This is a genomic window from Candidatus Competibacteraceae bacterium (assembly GCA_016699715.1).
Taxonomy (GTDB): Bacteria; Pseudomonadota; Gammaproteobacteria; order Competibacterales; family Competibacteraceae; genus Competibacter.
The window spans coordinates 868,618-893,289 of sequence record CP065007.1; the positions used below are offsets into that span (position 1 = coordinate 868,618).

Annotated in this window: 17 protein-coding genes and 1 pseudogene; 8 read left to right on the forward strand and 10 right to left on the reverse strand. The window is 60.4% G+C overall.

All coding sequences use genetic code 11. From position 1 onward, the window contains the following. Positions 1-78 precede the first annotated feature (78 nt). From IPM89_03930 to IPM89_03940, 3 genes are read right to left on the reverse strand one after another with little or no spacing between them, the layout of a single operon-like run. Positions 79-1,086 carry a transposase gene (locus tag IPM89_03930; GenBank protein QQS54988.1) on the reverse strand — a complete coding sequence of 336 codons (1,008 nt, stop codon included), beginning with the start codon at positions 1,084-1,086 and terminating at the stop codon, positions 79-81. Continuing rightward, entirely contained in the window at positions 978-1,328 is a 351-nt protein-coding gene (locus tag IPM89_03935) for a hypothetical protein (protein QQS55996.1), read from the reverse strand. The genes IPM89_03930 and IPM89_03935 overlap by 109 nt, the downstream gene beginning before the upstream one ends. Then, entirely contained in the window at positions 1,274-1,822 is a 549-nt protein-coding gene (locus IPM89_03940; GenBank protein QQS54989.1) for a DUF4277 domain-containing protein, read from the reverse strand. The genes IPM89_03935 and IPM89_03940 overlap by 55 nt, the downstream gene beginning before the upstream one ends. A gap of 298 nt (positions 1,823-2,120) precedes the next feature. Between IPM89_03940 and IPM89_03945 the strand changes: the two genes are divergently transcribed. Both IPM89_03945 and IPM89_03950 read left to right on the forward strand, forming a co-directional pair. Next, on the forward strand, positions 2,121-2,708 hold the full coding sequence (locus tag IPM89_03945) for a transposase (protein ID QQS54990.1): 588 nt from the start codon (positions 2,121-2,123) through the stop codon (positions 2,706-2,708). Then, entirely contained in the window at positions 2,648-3,352 is a 705-nt protein-coding gene (locus IPM89_03950; protein ID QQS55779.1) for a transposase, read from the forward strand. The genes IPM89_03945 and IPM89_03950 overlap by 61 nt, the downstream gene beginning before the upstream one ends. A gap of 592 nt (positions 3,353-3,944) precedes the next feature. Here the strand turns inward: IPM89_03950 and IPM89_03955 are convergent. Continuing rightward, complete coding sequence (locus IPM89_03955; GenBank protein ID QQS54991.1) at positions 3,945-4,208, reverse strand: acyl carrier protein; 264 nt, start codon at positions 4,206-4,208, stop codon at positions 3,945-3,947. Positions 4,209-4,407: 199 nt separating this feature from the next. Next, positions 4,408-6,174 (reverse strand): acetate--CoA ligase, encoded by a 1,767-nt coding sequence (acsA, locus tag IPM89_03960; protein QQS54992.1) that lies wholly within the window; start codon positions 6,172-6,174, stop codon positions 4,408-4,410. Positions 6,175-6,359: 185 nt separating this feature from the next. Here acsA and IPM89_03965 point away from each other — a divergent pair, with 185 nt between their 5' ends. Then, positions 6,360-9,056 (forward strand): GNAT family N-acetyltransferase, encoded by a 2,697-nt coding sequence (locus IPM89_03965; protein ID QQS54993.1) that lies wholly within the window; start codon positions 6,360-6,362, stop codon positions 9,054-9,056. Positions 9,057-9,162: 106 nt separating this feature from the next. On the opposite strand, the gene IPM89_03970 is transcribed toward IPM89_03965, so the two are convergent. After that, a complete protein-coding gene (locus IPM89_03970; GenBank protein ID QQS54994.1) occupies positions 9,163-10,386 on the reverse strand; it encodes an ISAzo13 family transposase in 1,224 nt (407 codons plus the stop codon). A gap of 83 nt (positions 10,387-10,469) precedes the next feature. Here IPM89_03970 and IPM89_03975 point away from each other — a divergent pair, with 83 nt between their 5' ends. Both IPM89_03975 and mobA read left to right on the forward strand, forming a co-directional pair. Continuing rightward, on the forward strand, positions 10,470-11,222 hold the full coding sequence (locus IPM89_03975) for an MBL fold metallo-hydrolase (GenBank protein ID QQS54995.1): 753 nt from the start codon (positions 10,470-10,472) through the stop codon (positions 11,220-11,222). Positions 11,223-11,241: 19 nt separating this feature from the next. Further along, positions 11,242-11,844 carry a molybdenum cofactor guanylyltransferase gene (gene mobA / locus IPM89_03980; GenBank protein QQS54996.1) on the forward strand — a complete coding sequence of 201 codons (603 nt, stop codon included), beginning with the start codon at positions 11,242-11,244 and terminating at the stop codon, positions 11,842-11,844. A gap of 68 nt (positions 11,845-11,912) precedes the next feature. On the opposite strand, the gene narL is transcribed toward mobA, so the two are convergent. From narL to IPM89_04000, 4 genes and pseudogenes are all read right to left on the reverse strand, one after another. Next, complete coding sequence (gene narL, locus IPM89_03985) at positions 11,913-12,563, reverse strand: two-component system response regulator NarL (protein QQS54997.1); 651 nt, start codon at positions 12,561-12,563, stop codon at positions 11,913-11,915. Next, positions 12,556-13,200, reverse strand: a complete 645-nt coding sequence (locus IPM89_03990; protein ID QQS54998.1) for a hypothetical protein — start codon at positions 13,198-13,200, stop codon at positions 12,556-12,558. The genes narL and IPM89_03990 overlap by 8 nt, the downstream gene beginning before the upstream one ends. Positions 13,201-13,204: 4 nt before the next feature. Then, positions 13,205-14,848: pseudogene (locus IPM89_03995) on the reverse strand (transposase). 92 nt (positions 14,849-14,940) lie between these two features. After that, positions 14,941-16,200 carry a type IV pili methyl-accepting chemotaxis transducer N-terminal domain-containing protein gene (locus IPM89_04000; GenBank protein QQS54999.1) on the reverse strand — a complete coding sequence of 420 codons (1,260 nt, stop codon included), beginning with the start codon at positions 16,198-16,200 and terminating at the stop codon, positions 14,941-14,943. Positions 16,201-16,553: 353 nt separating this feature from the next. On the opposite strand from IPM89_04000, the gene IPM89_04005 reads away from it, so the two are divergent. From IPM89_04005 to IPM89_04015, 3 genes are all read left to right on the forward strand, one after another. After that, the gene (locus tag IPM89_04005) at positions 16,554-19,202 is read left to right on the forward strand and encodes an MFS transporter (GenBank protein QQS55780.1); all 2,649 of its coding nucleotides are present in this window, start codon (positions 16,554-16,556) and stop codon (positions 19,200-19,202) included. 62 nt (positions 19,203-19,264) lie between these two features. Further along, positions 19,265-20,881: an MFS transporter gene (locus tag IPM89_04010; protein ID QQS55000.1), complete on the forward strand. Its 1,617-nt coding sequence runs from the start codon at positions 19,265-19,267 to the stop codon at positions 20,879-20,881. 31 nt (positions 20,882-20,912) lie between these two features. Beyond that, positions 20,913-24,671, forward strand: coding sequence for a nitrate reductase subunit alpha (locus IPM89_04015; GenBank protein QQS55001.1), 3,759 nt, complete (start codon positions 20,913-20,915; stop codon positions 24,669-24,671). The last annotated feature ends 1 nt before the right edge of the window (position 24,672 follow it).

Sequence of the window (24,672 nt, forward strand, 5' to 3'; positions counted from 1 at the left end):
TACGCTTTCACCGTGTGCGTTTGTGTGGCGGTCAATGGGCATTTAAGGTGATTTCCGAGGATTTTTATACCACTGTACTCACGGTTCGCTCAAAACGAGGGCTGGTTTTAGAAAATGCGCCATCAGTCGCTCGTAGATTTCTGCCGACCAGCCGAGCAGTGTGAGTATGCGGTGCTGCAGAGCGCTGAGCGGCGACAGCAGCGCGCGGACCTGGCCGGCGATCGCCACGACGCTCAAGCTGATGCCCCGAAAGGCGCGCAACAGCGATTCGGCGGTGGGCGACGCCGTAGCCCGGTCGGGCTGCCCCGGATAGAGGCCGGCGATCGGCTCCGGGGTGGTGGCCAGGCACCGGCGCGCCACGAATTCGACCAGAACCAACACGCGCAAGGCCAAGCTCAACAGGCGGATCAAGCCCTCCACCCGCGCATCGGTTTGCAGGAACAAGGGCGTGATCGCCAGCGCCCGGCCTTTGAGACGGCCAAAACTCCGTTCGATCAGATACTGCCCCCGATAGGCGTGGACGGCGGTCTCGACCGTCAGGGTCGCGTGGTTGGTGGCGTAGACCCGCCAGCCCAGCCGCTGCCGGGCCGCCGCGACGGCCAGCGGGTCGATCCGCGCCCGAATCGTGCTCTGGTGCTGCACCCGGCAGGTGGCCGGACGCGCGCCATAGCGGCGCTGGGGAATCACTTGCGTGGTGGTCTCGAGGTCGAGATGGATCAGGCCCACCACCCGCTGCTCGGCCAGAATCTGCTCGGCGGTGGCGCTCAGCGCGGGAGCTTCCAGAATTTTCTTGCCTTGTTTGCGCTCGTTGAGGCGGTGAATGTCTGCTACCGCCCGCTGCAGGCGGGCGTCAAGCGCCTGGGTCTGCCGGGTCGCCTGGGCCACCGACCGCACCACCAGCCGCCGTTCCCGCCACGTCACCGGCCGGCCCTCCACCGTAGCCGCCAAGTCAACCACCACCATATAACCCTCGGCGATCAGCCGGGGTGGGGTGGTGGGGTCCGGGTCCGGCTCGTAGACCGGCTCCAGGGGCTGGGCGCCGCCGAACACCGGCGCCAGCAGGGCGTCCAGGGTGTCCTCCGGCATTTGCTTACCCCCAGGGGGCACAAATAATAGTCGCCACTCCGGGCGATCCAGGCCCGGGTCGCCAGGTACCCCATTTTGCCGTCGCCGATGTAGGTCTTGCCGCCAGCCCCCAAGGTGGCCTGGACCCGCTGAAGCTCGGGCACGTACAAGGGGTCATCCGCGCCGTTCCCACTCACCACGGTGGTCGTCAACGGCAAGCCCAGAGCGTCGAGCACCGACAGGCTGATCTTGACTTGCGGCAAGTCCGGCCGATGATCTTGACTATGCCCGAACTGAAACAGCCCCCCTCACTGACCCCGGCATAGGTTTTGGCCGAGGTGCTGTCGAGCCGTACCCGGTCGCCGCCCACCTCATAAACCCGCAGCACCGTCCCGTTCAGCGCGGTTTCCAACTCGGCCCAGGTCGCGGCGTCAGCTAACCGATCCAAGATGTTGGCCAACCGATCATCGCTCAGATCCAGCGGGCGTACCGGCTTGCCCAAACACACCGTCAAGGTATCGAGGTGCGCCTCCACCCAAGGCTGGACATGAGACAGGCAGTGATCGCCCTCCGAGACGATGAAGGTCAGCCACACCGCCACCACGTCGCCCAAACTCAAGTCGCCCTTCCAGTGGCCATGGGTCGGATAGAATCGATCGAGCAGGGCTGGAAGTTGCATCTGGTAGACTTGGGCCAACACGACCGGGAGGTCGTCGACGCGTTCGACTTTAATCAGGCGGATGATCTCGTCCAGCATTCGGGGGACCGGTGATCGTTATGGCCCGCTGGCGGCGGGTTGCCATGAAAGTACCGACTTTCATCGTCCGGGGCGACGTTCCCCAACGACATGACCGTTAGGTGAGGAGCCCAAGCGATTTAATGGGTTAGTTCCGGTCTGCACCGCGCTCCCCGTCATCGGTAAGGGGCTGCGGAACGCCTACCAGATGTCCATATTACCTGACACTTTCAATTCTCAAAAGTCGATCTTCGCTTAAGCGAACCGTGAGACTGTATGCGATAGTTGGCACACGATATTAAGACGTGGGCTAAACCGCATGAAACCATTCAAGACCTCCGGCACCGATACCTTCCCAGACGCTGACCATATTGGCGACATCAAGCTTGCTGCCTCGAAAATGTCGCTTATCGATCGGCGCGCATTCCAAGCAGAAATGGTGGTGAAATATTGCGCCGGAAACGCGAGGCGAGCGGAGGATATCTTCGGTTGGAGCCGCGACGCCGTGCAACTGGGTTTGCACGAAAAACGCACGGGGGTGGTCTGCCTCGGCGCACAGTCGGTCTTCGGCGGCGACAAGTTGTGGGAGGAGAAGCACCCCGAGGTGGCTGAAGCCCTGTGGTCGTTGGCGCAGTTGCATTCACAACAAGATCCGAGCTTTCGCGGTCCGTTGGCGTATACACGCTTGACGGCCGCTGAAGCACTGCGGCGACTGCGTGCACAGGGATTTTCCGACGACGCCTTGCCTTCCCCGAGCACCATGGCCGAGGTACTCAACCGCAATGGCTACCGCCTACGCCCGGTACTCAAGGCGAAGCCCCAAAAAAAGTCCCAGAAACCGACGCCATCTTCGCCAACATCAACGCCAAAGATTCGCGCGGCGAAGACCCGAGCGTTCTGCGCGTGAGCATGGACTGTAAGGCGACAGTGAAAATCGGCGAGTACTCGCGTGGCGGCAAGACGCGTGGAGACAACAGGGCTGCCGATCATGATATGGGATGCCAAGAGAAGTACACACCCTTCGGCATTGTCAACGAAGATAGCGGCGAGCTGCATGTGACCTTCGGCAGTTCCGCGAAGACCAGCGACTTCATTGTCGACCAGATGCAGGCCTGGTGGGAACAGCTTGCGGTGCAACAGCGCAATGGCATCTCACTGCTCCAAATCAAAGCCGATAATGGTCCCGAAAGCAGCGGGCGACGCACGCAGTTCCTCCATCGAATGGTGCAGTTTGCCGACATCATCGGCAAACCGATCCAATTGCTGTATTACCCGCCGTACCACAGCAAGTACAATCCGATCGAGCGTTGTTGGGGGATTCTCGAGCAGCATTGGAACGGCACCAAGTTGACCGATGCCCAGACCATGCTTGAGTGGGCCAAGACCATGACGTGGAAAGGTCTTCACCCGGTGGTAGAGCTCAGCCGTACCGTCTACGAGAAAGGCGTGACTTTGACCAAGGAGGCGATGCGCGCAGTTGAAGCGCGCTTGGTCCGCAATCCACAGCTGCCGAAATGGGACATCCTTATCTCGCCAGCTTGCCCGGTATGAAAGAATCCGGAAATCACCTAACCTTGCTTTCAGCAGGTCGGAACTTGTGCATGGTCCGCATGACCGGATCTGTCGTGATGGTATTTCGCTCATCCAAGGGTTGCGCGATCAGGCACAATCGGTATAATGCGACCGTCGCCAAGGTCGTGCCAATATTAGAATTAATGGCGATTTCCCCAGTTGGGGATTTTTTGTTGTCAGGGTTGCGGTGGTTGGCGGAATCCAAAGAAAACGAAAAATGACCGGGCAAAGTGCTTGACCAAAAATCATCAAAGGAGGATTGAGCGATAGTTCAGGAAGTTCAATGAACCTACCCAACTTCGCCGATTCTAGGATTCCAGTTTAGAGTAAGCACCCTAAAATCCTCATGGCAACATGACGACCGATCCCCCGTTGGATCGGTTTTCTTCATTTTGGACACTACATCGCGCTTCCCGCATGCGTCGCGATGGATGCGGGTCGTCTGTAGGGCGGGTAAGGTTCGCGGACAATACTTTCGCCAGTAATGAAAAGCTTTCTGGGGGCATGGGCTTCCAGGAACATGCTTACCACTATGCTTCCTGCCTGAAATGGTGGGATGTTACCTCCCCGGTTAGGCTGTCAGCAGCAGTTGTTCAGCCAAATAACGTTCGCATCCCTTCAATGTCGACAGCTTTGGATAGTCGAAGTCGAAGATGGTCACATTCATTTCTTTTTCCAGGCTCATCATCAGCCGAAGGAAGTCGATCGAGTCCAATTCGAGCTGGTCGTGAAAGCTGATGTCAGGGTTGATCGCCTGGGTATCGGCGTTCGGGATGACATCGGCAAGGATGCGAAGGATCGCTTCGCGGATTTGTTCTTTGTTCATGGTGCTCATGGGTTTTTCCTCTCGCGCGGGGTAAGGCACGCTCAAACTCTGTAAGTCATTGTATGACGATATGTTGCACTGCAACATGAGTGTCTCATCAATCAGTTGGAAAAGCAAGCCAGTTTCGGTAGCCGGCGCTTAACTGCTCTTGATAAAGTCCTGCAATAATCTTACCAGCAATAATTAGAATAAACTCACTAAACGGAAGTCAGGATTCGTTTCCGTCACTGTTTTCCAGAGTCGAGAGATCGCCTGGTGGCAACCCCAGTTCCCGAGCGCGCAGCAGCCGGCGCACGATCTTGCCGCTACGGGTTTTGGGTAAATCACTCATGAATTCCAGCTCGCGCGGCGCCACCGCCGGTCCCAGCCGGTTACGTGCAAAACCGAGCAGTTCCCGGCGCAGTGCGTCGTCGGGAGCATGGCCGGGCTTGAGTGCCACGAAAACCTTGACGATTTGACCGGCGTAATCGTCCGGCTTGCCGATCATGCCGGCCTCGGCCACCGCTGGGTGCTCCAGCAGCGCATTTTCCACCTCGAACGGCCCAATCAGGTGCCCGGAAGTCTTGATCACGTCGTCGGAACGGCCCAGAAACCAGAAGTAGCCGTCGGCGTCTTGGGTGGCTAAATCACCGCTGAGGTACCAGTCGGCGGCGAAGCATTGCCGGTAACGTGCCTCGTCTTCCAGGTAGCCGCGGAACATGGAGGGCCAACCCGTCCGCAGGGCCAATTCGCCTTCTTCATCCGGTTCCAGCAGATCCACGCTCCCGTCCGGCCGCCGCCGGACGATAGCGGCCTCAATGCCCGGCAGCGGCCGGCCCATGGAGCCGGGCCGGATGTCTTGGCCGCGGGTGTTGGCGATCATGATCGCCCCGGTTTCGGTCTGCCACCAGGTGTCGTGGAACGCTTGGCCCAGCGTTTCCAGGCCCCAGACCACGCCTTCGGGGTTCAGCGGCTCGCCGACGCTGGCCATGAACCGCAACGCGCTCAGATCGTGGCCGTGCGCGGCGTCGGCGCCGACCTTCATTAGCATGCGGATCGCGGTCGGGGCGGTGTACCAGACATTGACCCGTTCCCTTGCGAGAATGGCGTACCAGCGACGTGCATCGAATTCAGCCTCGTCAACCACCAGAGTCACGCCGTTGGCCAGCGGAGCGATGATGCCGTAGGACACTCCGGTGACCCAACCTGGGTCAGCGGTGCACCAAAAGGTGTCGCCGGGCCGTAGGTCCAGTACCCAGCGGCCGGTCAGGCGATGGGCGGTCACGGCGTCATGGACGTGAATCGCGCCCTTGGGGGTGCCGGTGGTGCCACTGGTGAAATGCAGCAGTGCCCGGTCTTCCGGTAGGGTGGTGGGCGGTGCTCGTCGCTCCGATTCGGCCCCCATGAGAGCGTGAAAGGAACGAACGCCAGAATCGCCGTCGCCGTCGCCGTCGACCAGCAATACGTGCTCCAGATCCGGTAGTTGTTCGCGCTGCGGCAGGATCTTGCGCTGGTAAAGCAGTGAGGTGGTCACCAGCAGCCGTGCCCGGCTCTTGACCAGGCGCACCCGCACCGGTTCCGGACCGAAGGCGGAAAACAGCGGACAAAACACCGCGCCGGCCTTCAGTGTTCCCAGCGCGGTCATATACAGTTCGGGGATGCGGCCGGCCAGCACGCAGACCCGGTCGCCCTTGTTGATTCCAAGCCGCTCCAGCAGGTTGGCAAAGCGATTGCTCAAGTAGGCCAGATCGGCGTAGGTATATTCTCGTCGCTCGTCGTTTTTGCTCAGCCAGCGCAGCGCCACGGTTGTGCCCAGGCCAGCTTCGACCTGGCGGTCCACCGCCTCGTAGGCGATATTTAAACCGCCACCGGGTAATCCAGCCAGTTCGGCGCGGGCATTTTCCCAGGAGAAGCCGGCTCGCATCGCTTTCTCATCGATCAAGTTCGGCGCCGGCTCGTCAGGGGTTGGCTTCTTGCATATCGTTGTCCAAGTCATGCTGATGGTCTCCAGGGATGATGAGCTTCGGGTCGTTTCGATTGTAGGAAAAATCCACGGTACTGGCTGGCCATCGGGTCCGCGATAAGGTTCATACTGACGGGAATCGCGTTACCATATCCGCATTCCGCTTCGACCCATCGGTCCCACCGTCACCGGTGACGACCATCGCATGAGACCCTTTCATGACCGTTCGCAATCTTGAATACCTGTTCAAGCCCCGCTCCATCGCCATCGTCGGTCGAGGCAGACGGGTGGGTGGTTTCGATGCCACCGTGGAGTTCAATCTGATCGAGGGTGGGTTCAAGGGGCCGGTGATGCCGGTCAATCCGGACCAGCAGGCAGTCGCCGGCGTGCTGGCCTACAAGGATGTCGATAGCTTGCCGCTGGTGCCCGATCTGGCTATTTTGACCACGCCGGTCGAAGAAGCCCCGGAGCTGATCGGCCAGTTGGGCGCGCGGGGAACCAAGGCGGTGTTGCTGCTCAGCCGGGAAGTTTTGCAGGATCATCGCGGCGCCAAGGCGGCGTTGCTGGGTCCGGAAATTTCCCGCAGGTATACGGATGAGGGCGAGAGTCTGAAGCAAAGGATACTGGCCGCCGCCAAGCCGTATCTGCTCCGCGTCATGGGTCCGGATCATCTGGGTTATGCGGTACCGTCGGCCAACGTCAATGCCAGCTTGAGCGCCAGCCGGCCTTTGTCGGGTCACATCGCCTTGCTCTGTCAGTCCGCCGCGGTGATGCGCAGCCTACTTGATTGGGCCACCAGCCACGAGATTGGTTTCTCGCATGTGATCTCGGTCGGCATGCGCTGGGATGTGGATTTCGGCGATTTGCTGGATTACCTGCTGCGGGACCCGCACACCCGCGCCATCTTGATGTACATGGAAAATACCCGCAATCGCCGCAAGTTTGTTTCGGCCGCTCGCGCCGCCGCTCGTGTCAAACCAGTGATCGTGCTCAAACCGCGCGATTTTCGGACCGGGCCGGTCGAAGACGCCGTATACGACGCCGTGTTCCAGCGGGCCGGCATTTTGCGGGTGGACAATATCGAGCAGTTGTTTGCCGCCGCCGAAACCCTCGCCACCGCCAAACCGGTGTTCAGCGACCGGCTCATGATCCTCAGCAACAGCTATAGTCTGGCTTTGCTGACCAGCGATGCTTTGCATCGCTATGGTGGCCATCGGACTCGGATCAGCGAAGAGACCCGTGCGCAGGTGGCGCAAGCCTGCCGGCCCGACTATCCGATCGAAAATCCGGTCGATCTGGGTGATATGGCCGGTGCCGAAGAGTATGGCAAGGCACTGGATTTGTTGTTGAAGGAGCCGGGTACCGACGGGATACTGGTGGTGCATGCGCCCTCCTCGGTGGATCGTTCGATGGAAAGCGCGAAAGCCCTGGTCGAGCGCGCCGGTGGCCGTCGATTGATCATGACCTGCTGGATCGGCGAGTCGTCGGTGCAATCGGCGCGCGATCTATTCAAGTCCGCGCACATTCCCACCTATCAGGCGCCCGGCGAAGCGGTGGAGGCTTTCATGCGCCTGGCCCAGCATCGGCGCAATCAAGAACTGTTGATGGAGACTCCACCTTCGATCCCGGAGGAGTTTACGCCCGATACCGAGACCGCCCGCCGCATTATCCAGATCGCCCTGACCGCCGGTCGGCGCCGGCTGAACGCTTACGAAGCCAGTCAGGTTTTGAGCGCCTACGAAATCCCGATAACACCGCTGCATTTTGCTTCCACGCCGGAAGCGGCCAGTGAAATGGCCCTGGAGTTGAAGGTTCCCGTGGCGCTCAAGATCCTCTCGCCCGACATTGCCAGTAAATCCGAGGTGGGTGGCGTGGCCTTTGGTCTGAACAATCCGCTGCAGGTCTTGGTCGCCGCCAGCGACATGTTGGCGCGGGTGCGCGAACTCGCGCCAGAGGCGGTGATCGACGGATTTGCGGTGCAGGCGATGCAATCCCGGCACGGCGCCTACGAATTGATGGTCGGCGTGCGCACCGGCCGCCGTTTCGGGCCAGTCATCTTCTTCGGTCACGGTGGCACCGAAGCCGAGGTAATCAACGATATGGCCTACGCTTTGCCACCGTTGAACATGCAACTGGCGCGTGATCTGATGTCGCGGACTCGCCTGTACCGCCAGCTTCGCGGCAACCGCGGCCGGCCGGTCGACCTGGATGAAATCGCCCTGACCCTGATCAAGGTTTCCCAGATGGTGGTCGATCTGGCCGAGGTGGTGGAGATGGACATCAACCCGCTCTGGATCAATAACAAGGGCTTGTTGGCGCTGGACGCCAACATATTGATCGAGCCGGTCGATCCATCCGCCGTCAGCCAGCGGCTGGCGATCTTGCCCTACCCGAAAGAGCTGGAAAAACTCTTCGTGCTGCCCGATGGCCGCCGATTCCTGATGCGACCGATCCTGCCCGAAGACGAACCGCAAATTATCGATTTGGTGCGACGTATGCCAGCCGAGGACGTGCGGATGCGCTTCTTCCAGCCAATACGCGAGTTGTCGCACGATATGGCCGCCCGCTTGACCCAGCTCGATTACAACCGGGAGATGGCGATCGCCATGACCGAATCCGATGGCGTGCCGGGAAAAACCAAGATCTGGGGCGTGGTGCGCTGCAACGCCGACCCGGACATGGAAAAGGCCGAGTATTCCATTCTGGTGGATCGGGCCATGACCGGCATCGGGTTGGGGCCGATGCTGATGCGCTACATCATCGAGTACGCCAGAAAGCTCGGTATCAAGGAGTTGTATGGAGAGGTGTTGCGCGAGAATGAGGCGATGCTCCGGCTCAATCGGGCGCTCAATTTCAAGATCCAGGCCACGTTTGACGATCCCGGAGTCTTGCATGTGTCCTTGCCACTGAACTGAGCATTGAGCGTACTCCGGTCATATCGGTCATACGGATGGAGAATGGTGATGCCTTGGCTGTTCCAAGTCATCAGATGCGCTTAGGAACCGCGCAAAAATAACTTGGTTATTTTCCCGATGCTCTGGGAACGATGGTGTAATTCCATTCACCGTGAAAGGCGTCCCGCTCGATCTGTACCGCAGCCAATTCCTCATCGGTGACTTTTATTCCCGTCGCGTAGGGGCGAGTATCGAGTTCGGCATGGATAGAGAGACCCGTCTGTGTGGTGGTATTACCGATGAGATTGACGATCACCGCATGGCTCGTCAGGGGGCGTCCGCGCCAATTCTGCGTAATGTAAGCAAACAGTCGATGCTCGATCTTATTCCACTTGCTGGTGCCGGGTGGCAAATGACAGACCAGGATCCGCAACTGTGTCTCGTCCGCCAGTTGTTGCAACTGCGTTTTCCACAGTCGGAGACGCGAGCCGTTACTCCCGCCCCCATCAGCAATGATCAACAACTCAGTAGCGCCCGGATAAGTCCTCATCCCCATTTGTTGCCACCAATGTCGCACGGTTTCCACGGCAAATTCCGCCGTATCATGATCCATGCCCACGGTGACCCAGCCGGTATTGGTCGTGACATCATAGACCCCATAGGGCACCGCTTTGCCCAGCTGCGGATCCAGAAAATCGTAGACCCGAACAGCCTCGGGCGTCCCTTTGGGCTGCCATTCTCGCCCAGCGTTTTTGAAGTCGCCCACTAACTCCTTCTTCTTGGTATCGACGGACACTACCGGCTGATGGCGGACTTGAAAGGCTTTCGTCTGGTCATTGATATGACGGAACTGGGCATCCCGATCGGGATGATCTCCCCCTTCGTGCGTCTTCCGATTCGCTTGCAAACTGTAGTGCATCTTCCGCAAGAGGTGTGCAACCGTGCGCGCCCCCACCTGATGTCCCATCCCGTCGAGTTCGTTCGCCAGTTTGTAGGTACTTTTGCACGTCCACCGCAGGGGTGATTGCGGATCACCCCGCGTGACCGGATCGACCAGTGATTCCAAATCGCGCAACAGATGAGGATCTTGCTGCGTGAGCGGTTTTCGACCCCCGCCCGCCTGCCGTGTCCGGGGTACCGCCACCGCTTGCGACCGCTCTGTTGGTTGTCGGTATTCGCGCAAACCTGCCGCAATCGTCGTTCGGGAGATTCCCGTGGCTTGCGACACGACCGCTATTCCGCCCCAACCCAGTACCTCGGCCTCACAAGCCGCCCACCATCGACGGCTCCGCTCGTCTAAAAGTGGTTTAAGTACCTGAAATTTGTGTTTGATCGCCTCTTCATCATGCATACTACATACAATCATATTTTAATCAAAATAACCAAGTTATTTTTGCGCAGTTCCTTAGCGATAGGCTTAATAAGGAGGCAATCATGCTGTTCCGGCAACTGTTCGAGCCAGTGTCCTGCACCTACACCTACCTGTTGGGTTGTCCGACCACCGGCGAGTGTGTCCTGATCGATCCGGTGATCGAAACCGCGGAACGCGATCTGGCGGTGATTCGGGATCTCGAGCTGCGCCTGGTTTACACCATCGAAACCCATGTCCACGCCGATCATCTGACCGGCGCGCTCAAACTCAAGCATCTGGTTGGTAGTCGGATCGCCTATCCGGCCATGGATGCGCCGCCTTGCGCCGATCTCGGCCTGCGTGAGGGTGAGCCGCTGCGGATCGGTCAGATCGCACTGCGGCCGCTGTTCACGCCGGGTCATACCGATACCCATCATTGTTATATGACGGATGCCGGTGTTCACACCTTGTTGTTTTCCGGCGATGTCCTTCTGATTGACGGTTGCGGGCGCACCGATTTTCAGTCCGGCGACCCGGTGGCGCTGTATCGCAGTATCCACGACAAACTGTTCGTACTGCCGGACGAGACACTGGTGTATCCGGGCCACGATTACGACGGACGTTTCGTGTCGTCCATCGCCCAGGAAAAGGCGCGCAACTTACGGTTGGGCGGTGGCAAGAGTCTGGAGCAGTTCGTGGCGATCATGAACGGCCTCGACCTGCCCAATCCGAAGAAAATGGCGTTCGCGGTGCCCGGCAACCAACTCTGCGGCCAGTGTCCACCGAACGTGCCGGACGAGTTGCGCTCGCCTTGCGAGTTTGGCGATCAGGGCTGAGCCGGACCGGTCCCGGCGGATGGCGGTGAATCCTCAAACCGCGGTGACGGGGGTCCTTCTGGCCGGTGGACGCGCCGAGCGGATGGGCGGCCGGGACAAGGGCCTGTTGCCGCTGGCCGGTGAACCGCTGATCGCGCACGGCGTCCGCCGGTTACGGCCGCAAGTCGCCGAGCTGTTGATTAGCGCCAACCGCAATCACGATGCCTATCGGGCGTATGGTTGCCGGGTGGTCGGCGACGATCCGGATCTCCGCTTCCGGGGTCCGTTGGCCGGCGTGCTGGCGGCGCTGCGCGCGGCCGAGACCCCGTATTTATTGACCGCGCCTTGCGATTCCCCATGGCTACCGGCCGATTACGCGCAACGGATGCTGGCGGCGCTGGAACGGGAACAGGCCACGGTCAGCGTGGCGTATGGCGAAGGTGGTTGGCAGCCGGTGTTCGCGTTGTTGCCGGTGGCGCTACAAGAAGACTTGGCCGCCTGGCTGGCGGTGGGCGAGGGCGGTGTGGGTCGTTGGCTGCGCCGGCATCGGCCGGCGCGGGCCGAGTTTGCCGACCGGCCGATGTTGTTTCGCAATGTCAATACGCCGGAGGAATTGGCACGCCTGGAAGTGGCATGGAAGTGACCGACGGATGTCGGCGATGGCGGGAAATCGGCCCCGACCCGTCGGTCCGTCGGCGGAACCAGTCGCCGCTAATCGCGGAACCCATGCTTGACCGCCCAAACCGCTGCTTCGACCCGCGAAGCCAGATCGAGCTTGCGCAGCAGGTGCTTGACATGCACTTTCACCGTGCCTTCGGTGATCTTCAGCTTGCGGGCGATCAGCTTGTTGCTGAAGCCGACGGCGATCAGCGACAGAATTTCCCGCTCTCGCTCGGTGAGTTTGACGCTGTCGATGGGTTTGGGCCGGCTCTCGTGCCGCAGGGCATCGGCCACAATCGCCGCGACCCGTTCGCCCAGCGCGATGCGGCCCTGCGCGGCGGCTTTCAGGCTGTGCAACACCTCTTCCGGTTCCATGTCCTTGAGCAGGTAGCCGTCGGCGCCGAGCCGCAGCGCCGCCACCACGTCTTCCTCGCTGTCGGAGACGGTGAGGATGATCACCCGCGTATCCAGGTCGGCGGCCTTGAGGGCTTTCAGCGCCTCCATGCCGCTCAGGCCGCGCATGTTCAGATCGAGCAGGATCAAATCCGGCCGTAAGCGATGAGCCAGCTCCATGCCCTGCTGACCGTCGCCGGCCTCGCCGACCAGCCGCAGGGAGGGCTCCATGGCGATGAGTTGCAAAATCCCCTTGCGCATCAGCGGGTGATCATCGATGACCAGGATGGTCTGGACTTCATCAAGCATAATGCACCTCGTCGCGGGGCTGGCCGGCGCTGCCGAGGGAACGCTGGCGAGCGGCCGGTAGGAACCTCAATTGCACTTGCAGGCCGCGGCCGAGTTGGGAATGCAGGCTCAACACACCGCCCATCTGGGCGGCCCGCTCGCGCATGATGTTGAGGCCAAAGTGATTCTCGCGGTCGGGTTCGGCCGATAGCCCGATGCCGTCGTCGGTGATGTCGATGGCCGCCTCGCCGTCGTGCGTGCCGTGCAGCCGCACCGAAATTCGCTGGGCGCGGGCGTGCTTGACGGCGTTGTTCAGTGCCTCCCGCACGATCTGCATCACATGAATCTGCTCGTTGGGATCGAGCGCGCAGTTCCAGCCGGCATGATCCAGCTCGATCGGCAGTTGGCCACGATGGCTGAATTCCCGCGCCACTTCGCGCAGGCTGTCTTCCAGCCGGGGATGTTCCATTTTCAGACGGAAGGTGGCGATCAGTTCTCGCAGTTGTCGGTAAGCGTTGTTGAGACCCTCGCGCAGTTCGGCGACGATGTCGCGCGCTTGCGCGGCGGTTTCGGCGCCGCCCGCCAGCAGTTGCAGGCAGCCGACCTGAATTTTCAGGTAGGACAGCGATTGCGCCAGCGAATCGTGGTAACTTCTCAATAACTCACGGCACGGCCTCTGCCGCCGCCGCCCGTTCTCGAACGATCTCTGGCAAAGGGGGGATCGCACCAACCTGCCCGATCCGGTCGTTCAGGTAGTCCCAGAACGAGATCCCGAGTTTCCGGCAGGTCTTTTCAAGCTGGCAAAGGTGTCGCGGCAGCGTCGCCCCAAGTCACTGCGCGTTCCGCCGCTGACCTTGCGCCATTTCACAAACCCCCGGATGTCGTTCTCGCTGCCATTGGTATGCAGCGGGACGTCGGGGCGCAAGAGCACCAGGAGCAACTCGGACTGATGGGTATACAGACGCTTGAGCGTGTTATTGAGGGTCGCAAAGGAGGTCTTCTGAGTGAAGAGGGCCTCGAAGCGCGCGCGCAGGGCGTCCATCGCCGCTGGATCGGGGTCGCGCTGGTACGCCTTGAGGTCGGCGTAGAGCGTCCAGAGTTCGTCGCGCACCCGTTCCTGGTCCTGGCGATGGTTCTCATCGAGCGGGATGAGTTTGTGAATCAGGCGTTCAGCATGCACCCAACACAAGGCATGCAGCAGAATGGCGAACTGCCCGGCACCGTCGCTCACGATCACCAAGTCGTGCGAGAGTCCTTTCGCGAACAGCCCGCCCACCAGGGCCTTCGGTGGCGATGCGGCGATGCCGTTCGGTGACCAGGCCCCAGTCGTCGAGCTGTTGCTCCCAGGCCGCGGTGGTGACCCCCTCCACCGTGGGATGCGCCATCAGGTTTTGGCAGAGCGCCTGGGGTAACCCCTGCTCGCGCCAATACGCCAACGCCTCGTCATTGAGCCGATAGACCGGTGTGCCCGCTTGTAGAAGTTGCAGAAAATTGATCCGGCTCTTGCTCTCGGTGCTGGAGAACCAGGCAAAGAAATCATTGCCAATCTGCGTGACGTAGCCGTTGCGGCCTTGATGGCGAGCCCCCGAATCATCGACCGAGATAAAGGAACTCACCGCTAGACCCACCGCAAGCAGCCGATCCTTTTCGGCAAAGAACGGCTCGTTGTGCCCGCTCAGCAGGGCATCGATCTGCCCCGCGGAGAGGTCGATGCCCCATTCCAGCAGTTGTTCGCGCAACAGCGGCTGGGTGACATGACACTGATGGTGCTGATAGAGCACGTAGGCACGTAACCCCGGACCAAAATGCCCGTCTTGCAGCGCCGGCGGCAGCTCGCCGTATAGATACTCGCCGTCGGGGGTCCGCCAAACTTCCAGCCGATAGCGGGTATTGTGCGGCTCGATCTTCAGATCCTGCACCACAAAATCCCGATACCCTTTAAAGCGGGCGCCCGCCGGCACGTCGCGGGGCGGAATCGGACACTCCTCGTGGATGATCAAGTCCTGGGTCTTGTGCCGCTTCGCCGAACCCGGCCGTTTGCCCTTCGATTCCCCGTCACCGTCACCGTCACCGTCACGGCCGTCCGTCACGTTGGGATCGGTTTGCTTCTCCATCCCGCTCGGCTTGAACGTCGGCTTCGGCTTCTCGCCCTTGAGCACCGCAATCTCATCGCGCAACTGCTGAATCGTCTCTGCTTGACGATGGATGGTCTCGGCCATCGCTTCGATCAATGCCAACAACTGCTCGACCAGCGGGGTCCGTTCCGCGTCGGGGAGGTCGGGGAGTTGGATCGGGGGAGTCGGCATGCCGGGGGGTGATTCCAGGGTGAGGATGGGAGACTCGATGGGGTACTCTAACTGAATATCGTCAGCCAAGGCCGCCATGACTTATTGAGAAGTTACGAATCGTGCAGTTCGCGGGCGATAGCCGCGCGTTCTTCCAGCAGCGCCAGGCGGCGGCGCTGCTCGGTCTGTTCGTTGACCCGCAGCGCGGCGGCGATATTGCGCGCCACCGCTTCCAACAGCGGCAGTTGCCAGGCGGCGGCCGTTTCCAGACCGGGGTTACGGACGATCAGCACCCCGAACTGTCGTTCCTGGACCTTGATCGGGATGGAAAACAGCTCGTGACCCGCATCCAGTGGATGGGTGGCGCCATCGCCCAGACAGGGCTCGCAATTCGGCCGACTGCAAAACGCCGGACGACTGGCTGGTCGTGGCCGGGCGGTGAAGACCCGACTGGTCTGGCGGGTGACAGGATCGATCAGGCACAGCGTGACCGAGCCCATGCCGGTCAGTTTTTCGATTTCCGCTAGCAGCGCCTGGTGGTCCGCATCGTCCAGAACCGATTCGCCGAGCCGTTTGGCGGTGTGGTAGAGCAGTTCCAGCGAGCGATTGCTGACCCGCAGCGCCTGAGTTTGCCGTTCGACCCGCGCCTCCAGATCGGCGTACATCGCCGACAGGTCGGTCGCCATCAGGTTGAAGGCGTGACCCAGCATCCCCAGTTCGTCGTTGCCGACATGGCTGGCGCGCACCGTCAGATCACCGCTCCGGGCCTTGCGCGCCACGTCCACCAGATCGCGCAGCGGCACGACCACGCCGCTGTCCAGTTGGTACATGGCGGCGAAAATCAGCACCAGGATTAAAAACAGGGCCATGCCCTGTATCAGCCGCAGCAGCAGGATTTTCGCCTCGGTGTCCTGTTCCAGCAGCATGACGAAGGCATCCAGCTTGGCGACGAATTCATCCACCTGTTGCAAATAGGCCGTGGAGGGCGAGTTGTCCGCCGCGGAGCTTTCCAGGATCGGCCGCAGCTCGTCATGCCAGGATGACTCGATGGCTTTGAGCGTCCGGTTTTTGGAATCCCCTGTCGCCGGGGAGATCGCGCCGGTTTCCCAGAGATGATTCATGCGGCGTTCGAACTGGTCGATTTCCCAGGCCACATCCTCGGCATGCTGAGTATCGGCGTCGTGGGAGTTCCGCAAACGAGTGGTGATGCGGTAGGACTGCATGCGCAGGGAGCCGGCCAGGTTGATGGCGGCGGCGTCGCCCTTGCTGGATTCGGCGATAAACACCGAACTGATCATGCTCAGCAGCGCCAGCAGCACGATGCCACTCATGGTCAGGCCGTTGCGGAAAATAATGGATTCGTTGTTTTCCACGAAAGGTTCTCTCATCGTCGTCCGAACGGGTTGTTGCCCGCAGCGGCGCGGAGGCACTGGAAATACTGCAAGGGTATTGTGGATACCCCCACGGAATGATGCGGGCGGGCAAACTATCCGCGCGGCAATCGGAGAAATTTGGATAAATTAAATAATAACAGTGGGTTAATGTGTATGATGAATATACCTCCAAAGAGGTATTAACGCAGCTAACAGGCCGGTTTTAAAGATAAAAACCAACGGCCGGGATCAGGAATTAAGCGCCGCGCGCGTCGTAAGATCGCACTTGCAGCATTATCGCGAGGTTCGCAATGGCTACGACGCTCCAACAAAAACAGCTCTCCGTCCTGACGATGAACACGCTGGCCTTTGCGGTGAACTTCGCCGTGTGGACCATGTTCTCCATTATCGGCATCCGCATTAAACAGCAACTCAATCTTAGTGAAACTGAATTCGGCCTGCTGGTCGCCACACCGATTCTGACCGGCTCACTGGTCCGGCTGCCGCTCGGCATTCTCACCGACCGCTTCGGTGGGCGCATTGTGTTTTTCATCCAGATGATCATCGTCGCCATTCCGATTTACGGGTTGGCATTCGCGACTCAGTACTGGCAATACCTCACCCTCGGTCTGTTCGTGGGACTGGCCGGTGGCTCGTTTGCCACGGGCATCGCCTACACTTCGGCCTGGTTCAGCAAGGAGCGGCAAGGCACGGCGATGGGTATCTTCGGTGCTGGCAACGCCGGTTCCGCCATCACCAATCTGGTCGCGCCGTTGCTGGTCGTCGCCTACGGCTGGCGAATGGTGCCGCAGGTCTATTCCATCGCCATGCTGGTGATGGCCGTCATATTCTGGTTCTTCACCTATCCCGATCCCAAGACCGAGGAACGCAAAAAATCCGGGGTCAAGCTGACGCTCGGCCAACAGCTCACCCCCCTGATGGATTTGCGGGTGTGGCGGTTCGGCGTGGCCTATTACTTCGTATTCGGCGGCTTCGTGGCGCTGGCGTTGTGGCTGCCCAAATACTACGTCGGTGAATACGGTCTTGACCTGAAAACCGCTTCTTTCGTCACCATGCTGTTTACCCTGCCTTCCGGGGTCATCCGCGCCTTGGGCGGCTGGATTTCCGACCGTTACGGCGGCAGCCAGACCACCTGGTGGGTGTTCTGGATTTCGCTGATCAGCCTGTTTTTCCTCTGCTACCCGCAGACCACCATGACCGTTCATACCTTGCGCGGCGATGTGTCGCTCCATGTCGGTCTGGGCGTGGTGTCTTTCACCGTGCTGGTGTTCCTGGTCGGCATCGCCCAAGGCATCGGTAAAGCCAGCGTCTACCGCTGCCTGGCCGATTACTATCCCAATAATATGGGTTCGGTCGGTGGTTTGGTCGGGGTCATCGGTGGCTTGGGTGGTTTCACCATGCCGATTATGTTCGGTATCGCCCTGGACGCCATTGGGGTGCGCAGCAGTGCCTACATGATCATGTTTGCGGTGCTGGCCGCGGCCATGCTGTGGACCTGGCTGGCCGAGCGGGATGAGCGCGAGGCGATTCTGGAACGGCACGCCGATGTCCGCGCCGAGATGGAACAGGCGCAACTCATCGAGCATGTGCGACCACACTGGCGGCGGTTGGTCGATTGGCGGCCCGACGACGAAACCTTCTGGGAAAAGACCGGGCGGCGCATCGCCAATCGCAATTTGTGGCTGTCGATGCCCGCGCTGCTGTTGGCCTTCGCCGTCTGGGTGGTGTGGAGCGTGATCGTGGTCGAACTGCCGCATATCGGCTTCCAGTTCACTTCCAACCAGTTGTTCTGGCTGGCGGCGCTGCCTGGCTTGTCCGGGGCGCTGTTCCGTATGCTGTTCTCCTTCGTGGTGCCGATCTTCGGCGGGCGCAACTGGACGGTGTTCAGCACCGCCCTGCTGTTGCTGCCGACCCTGTGGATCGGCGTCGCGGTGCAAGACCCCAATACCCAGTATCCGGTATTCGTCGTCATCGCCCTGCTGTGTGGACTGGGCGCGGGCAACTTTTCTTCCAGCATGGCCAATATCAGCTTTTTCTATCCGCGGCGTTTGCAAGGCACCGCATTGGGGTTGAACGCGGGTATCGGTAATCTGGGCGTGGGCCTGGCGCAGTTGATCGCGCCGATTGCAATTTACGGTGGGACGCTGCTGGTACTGGGCGGCCACCCGCAAAGCCATGCGGATGGGGGCGCAACGACCCAGATCTGGGTGCAGAACGCCGGATTCATCTGGGTACCGTTCATCGCCGCCGCCGCCATCGCCGCCTACTTTGGCATGGACAACATTGCCAGCGTCAAGGCCGGTTTCGCCGAGCAGGCCGCGATTTTCAAGCACAAGCATCAGTGGTTGATGAGCTGGCTCTACATCGGCACTTTCGGTTCCTTCATCGGGCTGGCGGTCGGGTTCCCGATGCTGGTCAACACCGTATTCCCTGGGGTGGACGCCTTCCAGTTTGCCTTCATCGGCCCGCTGCTCGCGGCCTTTGTCCGACCCATCGGTGGTTGGCTGGCGGATCGTGTGGGTGGCGCGATCATCACCTTGGGAATCTTCCTGATCATGGCGGTGGCGCCCTTGGCCGCCGCGGCATTCCTGCCGGGAGCGAATGGTGGGGGCAACGTGATGGGCTTCGTGGCGATGTTCCTGGTGCTGTTCCTCGCCGCCGGCATCGGCAACGGTTCCACCTTCCGCATGATTCCGATCATCTTCCGCACCCTGCGCGAGCGGCAGGTCACCGACCGGAATGATGAGGTCGCACTCGAACAGGCGCGGCGCGACGGCGCGACCGAGGCGGCCGCCGCCATGGGCTTGAGCGCGGCGATCGCGGCCTTCGGTGGGTTCTTCATCCCCATGGCCTATGGCACCTCCATCGAACTGACCGGGAGCCCGCAAAGCGCCTTGATTTTCTTCAGCCTGTTTTATCTGAGCTGCGTGCTGGTGACTTGGCGGTGGTATTCACGCAAGGGGGCCGAAGTGGCGTGCTGAAAGCAAAGACGTTGATAAAAACAATATTTAACAACTGGTTATAATCATAGAGGTTTCGCGACATGGCAGATATCCGTGAATGGCGCGTGGAAGACTCCCATTTTTGGGAAACCACGGGCAAAGGCATCGCCAACCGTAATCTGTGGATTTCCATTCCCAGCCTGTTGTGCGGCTTCGCGGTGTGGATTTACTGGAGCATCATCACCGTCCAGATGCTTAACGCCGGTTTTCCGTTCAAGCCGGCTGAACTATTCACGCTGGCGGCCATCGCTGGCCTGACCGGGGCGACTCTGCGTATCCCGTCGAGCTTCTTCATCCGCATCGCCGGCGGTCGCAACACGATTGTATTTACCACCGCGTTGTTGATGATCCCGGCGCTCGGCACCGGTTTGGCCTTGCAGAGTCAGGAAACCCCGTTATGGGTGTTCCAATTGTTGGCGTTCCTGTCGGGCTTCGGTGGCGGCAACTTCGCCTCCAGCATGTCCAACATCAGCTTCTTCTTTCCCAAGCGGATGCAGGGGCTGGCGCTGGGCCTGAATGCCGGACTGGGCAACGCCGGCGTGACCACCATGCAGATTCTGGTGCCGCTGGTGATGACCTTTCCGCTATTGGGCAGCTTTGGCGGCGACCCGGTGGTGCTGGAGCAGGCGTCCGGTTCGCTGGTCGGCAAGATCGCCGCCGGTACGCCGACCTATATTCAGAACGCCGGCTTCGTCTGGCTATTCCTGCTGATACCGTTGGCCTTCATTGGCTGGTTCGGCATGAATAATATCCACACCGAGGAAGTCTCGCCACATATCGGTTCGCCCTTGGGGGCGATCTCCAAGATCACCGGTATGTTGCTCATTGGCTTCATCACCGCTGGTGTGGGCCTGTACCTGATCCTGCCGGCACCGGCTGGACTCGGACTACCCTCGTGGGCCAAGTGGGTCGTGTTGCCCGGCGTGATCGCGCTGACGGTATTTCTGCTCAAGCTGATTCCGGGCGAGATCAAACCCAATCTTCAACGGCAGTACCTCATCTTCGGCAACAAGCACACCTGGGTCATGAGCGTGATCTACACCATGACCTTCGGCAGTTTCATCGGCTATTCCGCCGCCTTTGCCCTGGCCATCAAGGTCATTTTCGGGTTCACCCACATCGAAGGAGCGGATGGCGTACTGACTCATGCCACCGTCAACCCCAACGCACCCAGCGCGCTGATGTACGCGTGGATGGGTCCGTTCATTGGCGCGCTGATCCGGCCCATCGGCGGCTGGATTTCCGACAAGGTCGGCGGCGCCCTGGTCACGCAGATCATTACCGTGGTGATGATCGGCGCCGCGCTGGGTGTGGCCTATTACATGAGCGCCGCTTATCAATCGGCCACGCCGGAACAGTATTTCATGCCGTTCTTCCTGCTGTTCCTGATCCTGTTCGCGGCCAGCGGCATCGGCAATGGTTCCACGTTTCGCACCATCGCCATGGTGTTTCCCAAGGAACAGGCTGGACCGGTGCTCGGTTGGACTTCGGCGGTGGCGGCTTACGGCGCTTTTATTATTCCGCAGGTGTTCGGCGAGCAGATCAAGGCCACCACGCCCGAGTACGCGCTCTACGGTTTCGCCATTTTCTACTTCATCTGCCTGCTGCTGAACTGGTGGTACTACCTCGGCCCCAAGGCGGAGTTCAAGAATCCCTGAGCGGCCCTGTCCCCACAGTGAGGTTATCGATATGAGTCACTTTCTCGACCGACTGAATTTCTTCAAGAAAGTCACCGACACTTTCTCCGGCGAGCACGGGGTCGTTACCAACGAAGACCGTGGCTGGGAAGACGCCTACCGCGCCCGCTGGCAGCACGATAAGATCGTGCGCTCCACTCACGGGGTGAACTGCACCGGCTCCTGTAGCTGGAAAATCTATGTCAAGAACGGTCTGGTCACCTGGGAAACCCAGCAGACCGATTACCCGCGCACCCGCGACGATCTGCCGAACCACGAGCCACGCGGTTGCTCGCGTGGCGCGTCCTACAGTTGGTATCTGTACAGCGCCAACCGGGTGAAATACCCGATGATTCGCGGCCGGCTGATCAAACTCTGGCGCACGGCGCTGGCGATGCATAAGGACCCGGTGGCGGCGTGGGCGTCGATTGTCGAAGATCCGGCCAAGGCAACCGAGTACAAGAGTCAGCGCGGTTTGGGTGGCTTCATCCGCTCTAGCTGGGACGAGGTCAACCCCATCATCGCCGCCGCCAACGTCTACACCGCCAAGCAATACGGACCGGATCGCATCTACGGTTTCTCGCCGATTCCGGCCATGTCGATGGTGTCCTACGCCGCCGGCTCCCGCTATCTGTCGCTGATCGGCGGCGCTTGCGGCAGCTTCTACGATTGGTACTGCGACCTGCCGCCGGCCAGCCCGATGGTGTGGGGCGAACAAACCGACGTGCCGGAATCCGCGGACTGGTACAACTCCACCTTCCTGATGCTGTGGGGTTCCAACGTGCCGCAGACCCGCACCCCGGATGCGCATTTCATGACCGAGGTGCGCTACAAGGGCGCCAAGATCGCGGTGGTCTGTCCGGATTACTCGGAAGCGTCGAAATTTGCCGACATCTGGCTGCATCCCAAGCAGGGTACCGACGCGGCCGTCGCCATGGCCATGGGTCACGTCATCCTGCGCGAGTTTTATCTCGACGGAAAGAGCGAGTATTTCACCGATTACGTCCGCACCAAGACCGATTTCCCCTATCTGGTGATGCTCGATCCGCGCAAAGACGGGACTTTCGTCAATGGCCGTTTCCTGCGTGCCGCCGATCTGGCCGATGGCGCGGGTCAGGCGAACAACCCGGAATGGAAAACCCTGGCATTTGACGAAAACAGCGGCCATTTGCTGGTTCCGAACGGTTCCATCGGTTTCCGCTGGGGCGAGAAGGAAGGCATGGTCGGCAAGTGGAATCTGGAGCCGAAAGAAGCACTGAGCGGCGCCGAGACCCAGTTGCGCTTGTCGGTCAACGAGATCAAGGACGCAGTGGTTCCGGTCAGTTTCCCGTATTTCGGTTCGACCCAGCACCCGTATTTCGCCTGCACCGAGCACGAGGCCGTGCAAGTCCGTCATGTGCCGGTGAAGAAGGTCAAGCTGGCCGATGGTTCCGAGGCGCTGGTGGCCACCGTTTACGACCTGAGCCTGGCCCAATACGGTTTGGATCGGGGTCTGGGTGGCGATAACGTCGCTAAGACCTACGACGACGATGTGCCCTATACCCCGGCTTGGCAGGAAAGGATTACCGGGGTGCCGCGTGAGCAGATCATTACGGTCGCCCGCCAGTTTGCCGAGAACGCCGACAAGACTCATGGCAAGTCGATGATCATCATCGGCGCGGCGATGAACCACTGGTATCACATGGACATGAACTACCGGGGTGTCATCAACATGCTGATGATGTGCGGCTGCGTCGGTCAAAGCGGCGGCGGCTGGTCGCATTACGTCGGTCAGGAGAAGCTGCGCCCGCAGACTGGCTGGACGGCGCTAGCGTTTGCCCTGGACTGGCACCGTCCGCCCCGGCACATGAACTCGACCTCGTTCTTCTACATCCACAGCAGCCAGTGGCGCTACGAAAGGCTGGCGATGACCGAGATTCTGTCGCCGCTGGTCGATCCACGGCAATGGCAGGGGACGCAGATCGATTACAACGTGCGTTCAGCGCGCATGGGCTGGCTGCCGACCGCGCCGCATTTCGACGCCAATCCGCTGCAAATTGCCAAGGATGCCGCTGCCGCCGGTAAGGCCCCGAACGAATATCTGGCGGAGAGTCTCAAAGCCGGCAAGGTCAATTTCGCCTTTGAAGACCCGGACAACCCGGTCAACTTCCCGCGCAACATGTTCGTCTGGCGCTCCAACCTGCTCGGTTCCTCGGGCAAGGGCCATGAATACTTCCTCAAGTATCTGCTCGGCGCGGTGCATGGCGTGCAGGGCAAGGATTTGGGCGAGGAGGGCGGCGAGAAGCCGATGGAGGTGAAGTGGCGGAAGGGTGCGGAAGGCAAACTTGATCTGCTGGTGACCCTGGATTTCCGCATGTCCACCACCTGCATGTACTCGGATATCGTGCTGCCGACCGCCACCTGGTACGAGAAGAACGATCTCAACACCAGCGACATGCACCCGTTCATTCACCCGCTGAGCGCGGCGGTGGACCCGGCCTGGGAATCACGCACCGATTGGGACATCTTCAAGGGCATCGCTCGAACCTTCTCCGAGGTCTGCGTCGGTCATCTGGGCGTGGAGAAGGACATCATCGCTTTGCCAACCCAGCACGACACCCCCAGCGAACTGGCCATGCCGGACGTGAAGGATTGGAAAAAGGGTGAATGCGAGCTGATCCCCGGCAAGACCGCGCCGAGCCTGATCGTGGTCGAGCGCGACTATCCGAATACCTACAAGAAGTTCACCTCGGTCGGGCCACTGCTGGACACCATCGGCAACGGTGGTAAAGGCATCAGTTGGAAGACCGAGCACGAGGTCGAGGCGCTGGCGACGCTCAATTACACCGTACTGGAGGAAGGCGTTTCCAAGGGCCGGCCCCGCATCGACAGCGACATCGACGCCGCTGAAATGATCATGATGCTGGCTCCGGAGACCAACGGCCATGTGGCGGTGAAAGCCTGGGCGGCGCTGGGCAAAATCACCGGCCGCGACCATACCCATCTGGCGTTGCCCAAGGAGCACGAAAAGATCCGCTTCCGCGACATTCAGGCCCAGCCGCGCAAGATCATTTCCTCGCCGACCTGGTCGGGTCTGGAAGATGAAAAGGTCAGCTACAACGCCGGCTACACCAACGTCCATGAACTGATTCCATGGCGGACCCTGACCGGTCGCCAGCAGTTCTATCAGGATCATCCGTGGATGCTCGGTTTTGGTGAAGCGATGTGCGCCTACCGGCCGCCGGTGGACATGAAAACCATCGAGCCGATCATCGGCAAGAAGCCGAACGGTAACCAGGAAATCGTGCTGAACTTCATCACCCCGCACCAGAAGTGGGGTATCCACAGCACCTACACCGACAATCTGTTGATGCTGACTCTGTCGCGGGGTGGCCCGATCATCTGGATGTCCGAAATCGACGCCAAAAAGGCGGGCATCGAGGACAACGACTGGATCGAAGCCTACAACCTCAATGGCGCGATTGCCGCCCGCGCGGTGGTCAGCCAGCGCGTGCCGGAAGGTATGTCGATGATGTATCACGCCCAGGAGAAGATCGTGAACACGCCGGGATCGGAAATCACCGGCACTCGGGGCGGCATTCACAACTCGGTCACTCGCACCGTGCTGAAGCCAACCCATATGATCGGTAGCTACGCCCAGCAGAGTTATGGCTTTAACTATTACGGCACCGTCGGCGCCAATCGCGACGAGTTCATCATTGTCCGCAAGATGGCCAAGGTCGATTGGCTGGATGACGAAATCCCGGCCGACGCCACCGTGGAGGCTCATTGAC